The organism is Paenibacillus tabacirhizosphaerae, from assembly GCF_040812395.1.
Classification (GTDB): Bacteria; Bacillota; Bacilli; order Paenibacillales; family NBRC-103111; genus Paenibacillus_E.
Genome location: NZ_JBFNXH010000028.1, coordinates 1 through 10,258, shown reverse-complemented (window position 1 = coordinate 10,258; position 10,258 = coordinate 1). Strand labels below are relative to the sequence as shown.

General features: G+C 39.7%; 9 protein-coding genes. 4 read left to right on the top strand and 5 right to left on the bottom strand.

The window, feature by feature from the left end; translation table 11 throughout:
- Positions 1-87 precede the first annotated feature (87 nt).
- Positions 88-975 carry an RNA polymerase sigma factor SigJ gene (sigJ, locus tag ABRS97_RS26715; protein WP_367819075.1) on the bottom strand — a complete coding sequence of 296 codons (888 nt, stop codon included), beginning with the start codon at positions 973-975 and terminating at the stop codon, positions 88-90.
- A 251-nt stretch (positions 976-1,226) separates the two neighbouring features.
- Between sigJ and ABRS97_RS26710 the strand changes: the two genes are divergently transcribed.
- Together ABRS97_RS26710 and ABRS97_RS26705 are read left to right on the top strand one after the other, a co-directional pair.
- Positions 1,227-1,670, top strand: a complete 444-nt coding sequence (locus ABRS97_RS26710) for a carboxymuconolactone decarboxylase family protein (RefSeq protein ID WP_367819073.1) — start codon at positions 1,227-1,229, stop codon at positions 1,668-1,670.
- Between the two features lie 28 nt (positions 1,671-1,698).
- The gene (locus ABRS97_RS26705; protein ID WP_367819072.1) at positions 1,699-3,135 is read left to right on the top strand and encodes an MFS transporter; all 1,437 of its coding nucleotides are present in this window, start codon (positions 1,699-1,701) and stop codon (positions 3,133-3,135) included.
- 267 nt (positions 3,136-3,402) lie between these two features.
- Here the strand turns inward: ABRS97_RS26705 and ABRS97_RS26700 are convergent, their stop codons facing one another.
- Together ABRS97_RS26700 and ABRS97_RS26695 are read right to left on the bottom strand one after the other, a co-directional pair.
- Positions 3,403-3,792: a retropepsin-like aspartic protease gene (locus tag ABRS97_RS26700; RefSeq protein ID WP_367819070.1), complete on the bottom strand. Its 390-nt coding sequence runs from the start codon at positions 3,790-3,792 to the stop codon at positions 3,403-3,405.
- Positions 3,783-4,040: a hypothetical protein gene (locus ABRS97_RS26695; protein WP_367819068.1), complete on the bottom strand. Its 258-nt coding sequence runs from the start codon at positions 4,038-4,040 to the stop codon at positions 3,783-3,785. The genes ABRS97_RS26700 and ABRS97_RS26695 overlap by 10 nt, the downstream gene beginning before the upstream one ends.
- 299 nt (positions 4,041-4,339) lie before the next feature.
- Between ABRS97_RS26695 and ABRS97_RS26690 the strand changes: the two genes are divergently transcribed.
- Entirely contained in the window at positions 4,340-6,439 is a 2,100-nt protein-coding gene (locus ABRS97_RS26690) for an AAA family ATPase (protein ID WP_367819066.1), read from the top strand.
- Positions 6,440-6,663: 224 nt separating this feature from the next.
- Here ABRS97_RS26690 and ABRS97_RS26685 read toward each other — a convergent pair whose 3' ends face one another.
- Positions 6,664-7,005, bottom strand: coding sequence for a hypothetical protein (locus ABRS97_RS26685; protein ID WP_367819064.1), 342 nt, complete (start codon positions 7,003-7,005; stop codon positions 6,664-6,666).
- 124 nt (positions 7,006-7,129) lie between these two features.
- Positions 7,130-7,738 carry a hypothetical protein gene (locus tag ABRS97_RS26680; RefSeq protein ID WP_367819062.1) on the bottom strand — a complete coding sequence of 203 codons (609 nt, stop codon included), beginning with the start codon at positions 7,736-7,738 and terminating at the stop codon, positions 7,130-7,132.
- Between the two features lie 563 nt (positions 7,739-8,301).
- Here ABRS97_RS26680 and ABRS97_RS26675 point away from each other — a divergent pair.
- Positions 8,302-10,071, top strand: a complete 1,770-nt coding sequence (locus tag ABRS97_RS26675; protein WP_367859136.1) for a toll/interleukin-1 receptor domain-containing protein — start codon at positions 8,302-8,304, stop codon at positions 10,069-10,071.
- Positions 10,072-10,258 lie beyond the last annotated feature (187 nt).

Below are 10,258 nucleotides of genomic sequence, written 5' to 3'. Positions count from 1 at the left end.
ACCGCGGCTTGGCAACTTGGCAAACCCACAATCCGCCAAAGCCTGCTGCCGTGGTTGTTTGGGGAGGTTGCACACGGTTAGGGACCCTCAGCTCGATCGTGTTAGATCATTCTGCCGCAGCCAAATTTTATCTGGGTTAACAACGAAATACAGACTTTGGAACACAGAACCCCGCGATTCCAATTCCAACATCATGAAAGCGGCCGGAGTCTCTTTCTCGTAAAATACCACACCTGGCTGTCCGTTCAAGATGGCCATTTTATACGCCAAATGCATATACCGCTTGGCGGAAACCCCAACCAAAAAAGACACCACTCTGTCCCTGCCGTAGATCGGATTGATAGCGGTGCGTACCTTACCGCCCCCATCGGATACCAGTATCGAGGTATCCGTCAATAACCGAACCAATGCGTGCGAGTCTCCGCTCTGAAAGGCTATCACAAACCGTTCAACGAGCGACGCTAGCTGCCCTTGGCTGGCTGATGTTTTTAAGCGATCCGGATCCAGTTTCTTTTTAGCCCGACTGTAGATTTTACGGCAGTTGGCCTCTGTTTTGTCCAGCAGCTGAGCAATCTCCACATAGGGATAATCATAAGCCTCCCGCATGACGATAATAGCTCTTTCCACCGGTTCCAACTGCTCAAGCATGATCATGAAGGCATACGATAACGATTCACGGTGCTCCGCCAGCTGATGCGGCTGCTGCCAAACCTCGGCTGTTGGCTCCGGCAGCCAGGTTCCGGGGTATACTTCCCTCTTCTTCCTGGCTGATTGAAGTATATTCAGGCACCGATTAGTCGTAGCACGCGTCAGATAGGTCTTCACATGCTCAATCGTATCGAGCTTGTCGTGAACGTCCAAGAATAGTTCCTGAACAACATCTTCCGCATCCGAAACCGACCCAAGCATATGGTACGCCACAGAATTCAGATATGAATAATATGTGGAATATACCGTTTGGAAATCTATTGCCACAATATTCCCCCCCTGATCTATATCAATATCACAAAAATAAATGATGTGGAGATAATTGCTTTTGACGGATGCAGACTCAGTATATCAATGAAAGGATAATCTTGCCAGATCTACGGGCAACTGTTTTTTACATAACCGTCAATGAGGTTGTTGTATAAAATTTTTATGCAACGATCCTTTTTGTCACGAAAAGTTACCGTCCATTGTCTAAAAGAGGATTAACCAAAATGATACGAAACGAGGAGATTAACATGAATACCCGATTTGATTATTACAAAGCCTGTCCTGAGGCGACCGAAACGATGCTGAGGTTAGAGGAATTTGTAAAGGGCAGCGGACTGGATGCAAAGTTATACGAATTGATCAAGCTAAGGACTTCTCAGATAAACGGTTGTTCTTACTGCATTGACTCCCATACAGGGAACTTACTGAAATTAGGCGAGACGGAACAGCGTCTCTATCTGCTTTCGGTATGGAGGGAAGTCCCTTTTTATACCGAGAAAGAACGTGCTGTGTTGGCATTAACCGAAGCAGTGACGTTAATCGCTGAGGCGGGGGTACCGGATGAAGTGTATGACGAGGTAATGAAACAATTTGATGAACAGCAATTCATGGTGCTGATTATGGCCATTAACACGATTAATAACTGGAATCGAATTGGAATATCAACACGGTTGCTGCCGAATCGGAAATAAAGGCTGTGTGAAGGAAAGGATGATCGGAATGAAGGCGACACAGACGACCTCTCCGGTTCGCAACCGGAGCATCGTATTGCTTTTTATTTGTTTTGGTATCTTTATGGTTTATTTGGATTCGATGATCGTTAATGTCGCCCTTCCTTCGATCCGCAGTGATCTGCATGTGGGCATATCCGGTTTGCAGTGGGTGATTGACGCCTACACGATTACCTTTGCCTGCCTTCTGCTGACGGCTGGGAACCTAGGGGATATTTATGGCCATAAGAAAATTTTCATCGCCGGTCTTGTGGGGTTTACATTAGCTTCCCTGGTCTGCGTGCTTGCCCCTTCGCTTGGTATTCTGTTGTTTGGAAGAGCTCTGCAAGGAATTATGGGGTCCATGATGATTCCTGTCTCATTGGCTATCATTAGAGGGATTTATCACGAGCCTGCCATAAGAGCGAAGGCGATCGGAATTTGGGCAGGCGTAGGCGGACTGGCCCTAGCGGTTGGACCTGTTGCGGGAGGCCTGCTGGTCGAGCATTTCGGCTGGCAGAGTATCTTTTGGATCAACATTCCATTCGGCTTTTCTGCAGCACTCGTTCTAGTCTTGATCTTAAAGGAGACCGGGACGAAACGACGGCAGAAGCATGATCTGCCTGGACAACTCTTATTTATTGTCGGAATTGCTGCCCTCACCTATGCCTGCATTGAGGTCAACTCCCTAGGCTGGACTTCTACCCCTATCTTGCTGGCCATTGGGACGTTTATCATTTGTTTATTCCTTTTTATTCTGTGGGAGTTAAGGTGTGAGGCGCCGCTAATTCCACTCGATTTTTTTCGAAACCGGATTTTTAATGTCGCGTGCTCCGTTAATTTCTTTGGCTTTTTCGGGATGTACACCGTCATTTTTCTATTAACGTTATACCTTCAAAACATCAACCATTATTCTGCTTTTGAGACCGGTATCCGATTTTTGCCTCTAACGATCGGTATTATGGTGGCCTCCTTCGTAGGTAGTACGATCGCTGCCCGCTTGGGATACCTGAAGCTAATTATTTGGGGAACCTTCATGGTAGGAGTCGGAGTCCTCGCTCTTACGGCACTTAAGGAGGGCAGCGGTTACCTTATGTACTGCTGGGCTCTTGCACTCGTCGGTATCGGTGTTTCTTTTATAGGAGCCGCCTCGACAATCGCGCTGATCGAAGCCGTTCCGCCTGAACGCGTTGGCGCTGCCTATGGTGTCACGAACACGTTTCGGCAATTAAGCGCGGTTTTTAGTGTCGCCATATCGGGCACATTGGTCTCACAACACATGGACACATCCAAGCTTGCAATTAATCCGGAAATGTTCCTCCAAGGGTTTAAACATTCATTTTATATCGCTGGTTTTGCGAGTTTGATTGCAGGAGCTTGTGCTTTGGTCTTTTTGGGGTTTCGCACACGCGCACGCGCAGTGCTCAAGAAAGAAGTACCGCAGTAATTGTGCACTTCGCAACATCTTGATTCCAAAATAAGAAATGATTTCCCAGTTTTTTCTTAAACTAGTCGTCGCTACTGCTTTCACCATTCGGGACTTTCACCCTAGAGATAGCGCCCATGCTGGTTGCACGTAAAAAGGAGCTTGCCACCTAACTTCAGTGGCAGAGCTCCTTTTTTGATTTTTGGATTTTACAGATGGAGGCGAGCCGTGGCTTGGTAAATCCACAATTCTCCGCCGCGTGATGGTTAGGTTGTTTGGGGAGGTGGCTTAACGAGGTCCATACACCTGCATCTTATTTGTATCAATTATGAGTCCTGTTGTCCGAATAAAATCAAATCCAAGAATACCATCAATTTCTATACCATAATCCATAGCCCCAATTTCAACTTCGCACTCATTCACTGTCCAATCACCTAAAGTCACAGCTTCAAACCACTTTGTAAAAACAATTTCCGTTCCACCAACACCATGAATAATTGCCGTTCGATCAGTACCTTCCGGTCTCACGCCGATTTCTGCGACCTTATCCGCATCCAAAATAGTTCCAGCCGAACCCGTGTCCAACAGCACATTATCCAGGCGAAGTTGACGGCTCGCGAACACAACATCAATACAAACAATGGGTAATCCGTGCAACAGCCTCAAATCTATCGCCATCTTTTGAATCCTACCCATTTCTCTTTAATTTTCAAATCCGGACGCGACGTATGCAAAAAATAAATTTCTTTCCCCGGCTGGTTTTTGTGCAATTGTTTGTATCGTTTCATCGCATCAAGTGAGTCTTCATAACGATCAATAACAGACACCGAGTCAATGAACCGGAAGCCATCTTGCGAATGAGCTTCCACAGCCTCGAATACTACCCATTCTTCAGGAAACTTCTCTTGAACTTCTTCCCATCGCATCCCAATCCCTCCTGCACTCCGACTGATAAACTGATTATAACATACCAAAACTCGACCGGATAACATCCAAATCGAGCCGTTTTAAGTGCAACCATATCGAACCACTGTCCAGCATTAAATATTGTGATTTTATTCGGACAGGGGTTCAAATAACCGAGGCGTGGCTTGGTAAATCCACAATTCGCTGCAGGGTGATGCTGAGGATGTTTGGGGAGGTTGCGTAGTTATCTATCCCTTAGTATCAATTGAGAAAGTTATGTTATTCTATAATAAAGAATAACATTTGCTGGGGGTACTAGATGAGACTAATTCGCTATAGAGTTCGAGAGTTTAGATCTGTGAAAGACAGTGGATGGATTGATTGTGATGATGTTACAACACTGGTAGGTGTTAATGAAGCTGGAAAATCAAATTTACTTACCGCTCTGTGGAAACTTAATCCGGTTAAAGGAGGAAAGATTGACTTACTTGCGGATCTTCCAAGAAAGCGGTACTCAGAGCTTAGGGATAAAGACAAAAAGCCCATTTTTATTACCACAGAGTTTGAGCTTGCTCATAAATTAATTTTAAAGCTTATTGAGATTACTGGCGCCGAGTACGAAGATGTTAGAATTGCTTCAGTTGACAGAGACTTTAATGGTAAATATTATATTGGCTTTCCGTACGCTAAAGGAAAAGCATCCATTCAAGCTTCTGAAATTCGCTCTCACATCGAAGATGCTCATAAAGTAATATCAACCTCCAATGAAGCAGGAAAAACCGAAGAAGGAATAAAAGATGAAGCACTACTTTGTTTAAGTAAGTCCCTAGAAGTCATTAATGGGAAAGAAGAGTTAGTATCTTCTGATTTTAATGCTATTATTGCATACCTTAATCTCAACTCAAAGGAAATGAAAACTTCGGTTATAAGGCCTGTTATTGTTGCAACTACAGAAACAGTACAGGAATATAAAGTTTTATTGGAAAGGCCAAACCCGTCAAGTATTGAGGCAGCTACAAAGCTAGTCTTGAATGAGATTCCTTCGTTTGTCTATTACTCAAACTATGGCAATCTTGACTCTGAAATTTATTTACCTCATGTCATTGATAATCTAAAACGTTCTGATTTAACAGGAAGTATTGAGGCTAAAGTAAGAACTTTACGCGTTTTATTTGACTTCGTTGGACTTGACCCTCAAGAAATTCTTGAACTTGGAAAAGATCCTGAGCCTACAAAGGATAACTACGGAAATATTGTTCAGGAACCTACTATCGAGGAAATTGGTAAAGCAGCGAAAAATAAAACCGAGAGAGATGTACTACTTCAATCGGCTTCTGCAAGTTTAACTGCCAAATTCAGAGACTGGTGGAAGCAGGGCAACTATCGCTTTGATTTTCATGCTGATGGTAAACATTTTCGAATATGGGTTTCAGATGATATTAGGCCTGAACAAGTCGAACTTGAGGGAAGAAGTACTGGCTTGCAATGGTTCCTTAGTTTTTATCTAATATTTCTTGTAGAAAGCCAAGAAGCCCATAAAGGTGCAATACTTTTACTTGATGAAGCTGGACTCTCTTTACATCCCTTGGCTCAACGGAATTTATCAAAGTTTTTCGAAAGCCTTTCTCAAACAAATCAAATTATTAACACTACCCACTCACCATTCTTAGTTGATACTGGTCATGTTGATCGTGTTAAAGTTGTTTATGTTGATGATAATGGATACACCGTGGCATCTGGTGACCTGAGAGCCGCTGAAGATAAATCACAGGCTAGATCAGTTTATGCTATACATGCTGCACTCGGACTAAGTATTTCCGATACCCTTTTGCAGGGTTGTAAACCAGTAATTGTGGAAGGTCCGTCGGATCAATATTATTTAAGTGCAATAAAAAACTTTCTCATTAGTGAGCAACTTATCGCTCCAAAAGAAGAAATTGTTTTTGTACCATCAGGAGGAATTCGTGGTGTAGAGGGAATTGCGAGTTTGCTTGCAGGTAAATCAGATGAATTACCGTTTGTCGTACTGGACTCTGATAAACCAGGCCAAGACTTTAAGAATAAGTTAATTCAACGACTCTATAAGGACTCCCCCGATAAAATTATAGAGATATATGATCTCACAGGAATTGAAAACAGCGAAGTCGAGGACATTATTCCTCTTAGTATGATTAAGTCAGGAGTAACTCGACTATTTAGAGAAATTGAGGTTGAAGAATTCGAAGATGTTTATGAATCTAATCAACCACTGATTTCTCAAATTCAAAATTTCGCTGAAAAACATAGCGTTTCCTTAGAAGTCGGTTGGAAAGTTGATGTAGCAAGACTTGCAAAACAACGTTTGCTTCTACAGCGTTCCAAAATTGTTGATGATATTACAAAAAACATATGGAAAACTCTATTTGAAAAATTCGTTTAGATACTAGTAAAATAGCTCTAGCCTGAAAACTGGCCAGAGCTATTTTTTATGGTAGTAGATGAAAAATCATTCTAAATAATAAACCGTGACGAATCTTTTTTCAGTCCTTAAATTGTGGTTTTATACGGACAAGGGTTCGACTTTCCGAGCCGTGGCTTGGTAAATCCATAATTCGCCGGAGTGTGATGCTGAAAATGTTAGGAGAAGTTGCATAGATTGATTTCTTATAAGGATGCAAACAATGACCTTATTTGTTGTAACGTCCAAGCATCATCGAAACTTACTTTGACTGGCCCCTGAGTGCTATTTTCACGCATTTCAATACATTGATCATCATGATTATAGGTAAAAGCGTATCTCTTCCCTTTAATTTGAAACCACAGAACATTCTTCATTTCACCATCATGCTCTTTCACTTCTATGTTCGTGCCTTTATCTTTATAAGCGATAACTCCTCCAAAGAGTGCCATAACGCAGGCTTCAACATTTTGAGCGTGATGACCAGCTTGAGCGAGAACCCCTCTTAGGTATTCTCTCATTTGGTCAGAATCCTTAAGTTCTATCATACACAGTGCCCCCTTCAGTTTTTTCAAATACTCATAAATAACTATTATGATTTGGTAGGGTTTATTACTCATGACCAAAGAAAGACGGCTAACAGTAACTCCATTTGATGATCCATCAATAGTTCTAGAACAAGTCATCCATCTTAGGTGCAGCAAAGCCTTTAACAACAGTAGATGTCCGATTGACTATGATCCTCGGGTGGTTTACATAATTGCCTGTTAGAGGGATTGGATTAACAAGTTCTCCCACTTCTGAAAGCACAACAATTTGGTACTCTCCCCATGAAGCAATCTCATCAGCATAAAGTGGATCAGCCATTAAAGCCTGAAGTTCAGGCAAGCTTCTGATATCATCGCCTCGTACATTTCTGTAGATGTGACTTACTTTGCCAACGTGACTAATACAATTGGCAGGCGAACAGCCAGAATCTCCATAGAAATAGATGAATTGCATAGGGGTCACAATTTTTGACGTCGCGAAGAAATAGATATTGTACTTCTCTAGAATCTCCATGTACCAACTACGTTGGGTAACAGTTACTGCCTCACGAACATCCTTTACTTTGAATTCCCCAATTTCAATTTTCTCCACTCTGCTTCTCCTGCCTTCCTTTTGGATGATATGTGCATCAAGCACATCGTTAATATATTGATTTAAGCTTGTCGTATTTGCCATTTCTGACAGCGTCCTATACTTTTCATCAGACATCCTCAATAAGAACTTTTTCTCCATCCTTCTCCCCCTCACTGACTACGTGATATCATGTGCTGCATGAGCAAATGATATTAAATGCTCAAATCAGGGTCAAGAAATAAATGGAAGAATAAACTAATATTTTGATATTTCGGCAGCAGTTCTCTTGAAGCGAAAGTACCGTCAAAAGTGCCCCCTAGACACAATTAACGGTACTTTCATTAAAGAGTTTATGAATGGAAGCATATCGAACCCCTGTCCAGCATTAACCATTGTGGTTTTGTATGGACAAGGGTTCGTTTTTCTGAGCTGTGGCTTGGTAAATCCACAATCCGTCGCTGTGTGATGATTCAGACTTTAGGAGTGGTGACTTGATTTGACTAGTATTCAAAACCAAAGCAGAGCTTTTTCTGTAAAACTTGATAACTCAATCCACATCTTTAAATCGAGTAATCTGTTAATGGAGGTGAGGCACCTAAAAATGCTTTCACATCATCTTAATGTTATAACTCAAAAGGGAATAATAACTTTATCTGTATACAACTGTATGTTAAAGTGTCAATAGAGTGAATGCTAAAATAAAATTAAATGGAGTGGCGACGATGCAAACTGCGTTTATTAGTCATAATTTCAGAGACAAGCCTTTAGCTAGGAAAATATCAGCTAACTTAGGTTTGTATGGGGTCAAATGTTGGATTGATGAGTCTGAAATAAAGCTGGGTGATTCTTTAATAGAAAAAATTCGTGAAGGTATAGATAACGGTGATTATTTAATTGCGCTAATATCAAAAAATTCAATCTCTTCTGAATGGGTAAAAAAAGAACTTGATGTAGCCATGAATCAAGAAATTGAAGGAAAAAAAGTAAAGGTAATTCCCATTTTAGCTGGTGATTGTGAATTGCCAGGGTTTCTGAAAGGAAAATTATATGCTGACATGTCAACAGATAAAAAATTCAAGTTAAATCTGGCTAGTTTGCTGAATCGCTTTAATATAATTAAAATTACAGAGCCAGATAAACTTAAATTTACTTCTGATAAATTGTCAGTAGTTGAAGTTATTGATAAAATGAAGAAATCTACTCAAAACGAACTTGAAGAGTTTGTTGAATCTTTCTCGTACTCCGACAGAAATATTTTTGAAATAGATATATTTAAAGATTTTATAAATGAATATATATCTAAGAATTATGCAAACTCAAATTTGATATTGAGTGTGCTCAGTCTTTTAACTCCAAAAGATGTGAATCTAAAAAAGATAGATTTCTCTAAGTTACTTCAAACAGACAATGAAAGTATATTAGAGAAATCTATAATCGCACTTAGAAATACTTCATTAAAAACAAAATATGATGATCAGATTTTCGAAATCATGAAAGCTCACCCAAACTCAAAAGGAATCTTAAAGCAATGTTGCATGTATTTTGGTAGTACGTACATAACTGATACTGACTTAAAAAGTGAGTTAATAGAATATTGCGACTTATTACTTGAAACAAATCCTCCTACGAAGTCAATGGTTGACAATATTGTAAGCATATACTTTAAGCAAGACTCAAATGATAATCTTGAAAAAATTATTGATTTATGGAATATATCTGATAACAAGCGTAGAGATATTATAATTCAAAACTTTTGTCATATGGACACGGATATTTATATATCTAACCCTAGGGTGCGCGATGAATTTAAGAATATTCTTTTAAAATCAATAAGAGAAAAAAACGAGATTCAAAACTCAGCTATATGCATTAAATTTTTGCTTGATGAGTCAGAGCAATTTTTTTCCAGTGTTGAGCTTTGGGGAATAATTAATGCGCTAGATGATTATTCCATAATTGCATTTTTAGATAGTCTTTTAATGGAATATAATATCCCACATGTTTTTTCAGACATCGATAACCTAAATGGATTAAGCATATTGTTGGATAGAAATAAAAAAGAGATAGTTATGAAGACTATAGATATTATAGCCGAGATAACTTCAAAGACTGCGATTGATATACTAATAGCACATGACTATAAGCCTAAAAGACATAATTCCTCTGATATTATAATGACCTTACTAAAAGAGACAAACATAAATGACTATATTGAACTATACACTAAATCAAAAGATGAACTCCTAAAGGGGTATTATGGAAACTTAGAAACAATTCTTATTTCCATATGTGATTATGCTATTGAGCCTAGCAACATCTCAGAGCTAACTGAAGTGTTGACATTAGATACAAGTAATCAAAATGGCTTTGTTCATAAAAAAAGTAGTATGCTCTCATTAATTTGTGAATATCTGACCCTCATATCTAATAGCTTGCCTGAGAAAGATAAGAAGGCAGTTCAGAAATTTCTTGCAAATCATAAGCTTCATTAATTTAGTGTAGGTTCAATGTCTTTTTTTACTGCATTTCCAATTACAAAAAAAGTTATCATAAAAATATTCTACAGGACAAAAATAAAATAATGCAAATGCTCAATATTTATAATAAATAACAAAAGAGGCTGTCTCAAAAGGTCTGAAAAGACCTGAGAGATAGCCTCGGTATTTTTGTATAAAATAA

What these genes read in the sequence shown, in the direction of transcription:
- ABRS97_RS26710 (WP_367819073.1), top strand. Translation starts at nt 1,227, where the DNA reads ATGAATACCCGATTTGATTATTACAAAGCCTGTCCTGAGGCGACCGAA.
- ABRS97_RS26705 (WP_367819072.1), top strand. Translation starts at nt 1,699, where the DNA reads ATGAAGGCGACACAGACGACCTCTCCGGTTCGCAACCGGAGCATCGTA.
- ABRS97_RS26700 (WP_367819070.1), bottom strand. Translation starts at nt 3,792, where the DNA reads ATGGCGATAGATTTGAGGCTGTTGCACGGATTACCCATTGTTTGTATT.
- ABRS97_RS26695 (WP_367819068.1), bottom strand. Translation starts at nt 4,040, where the DNA reads ATGCGATGGGAAGAAGTTCAAGAGAAGTTTCCTGAAGAATGGGTAGTA.
- ABRS97_RS26690 (WP_367819066.1), top strand. Translation starts at nt 4,340, where the DNA reads ATGAGACTAATTCGCTATAGAGTTCGAGAGTTTAGATCTGTGAAAGAC.
- ABRS97_RS26685 (WP_367819064.1), bottom strand. Translation starts at nt 7,005, where the DNA reads ATGATAGAACTTAAGGATTCTGACCAAATGAGAGAATACCTAAGAGGG.
- ABRS97_RS26680 (WP_367819062.1), bottom strand. Translation starts at nt 7,738, where the DNA reads ATGGAGAAAAAGTTCTTATTGAGGATGTCTGATGAAAAGTATAGGACG.
- ABRS97_RS26675 (WP_367859136.1), top strand. Translation starts at nt 8,302, where the DNA reads ATGCAAACTGCGTTTATTAGTCATAATTTCAGAGACAAGCCTTTAGCT.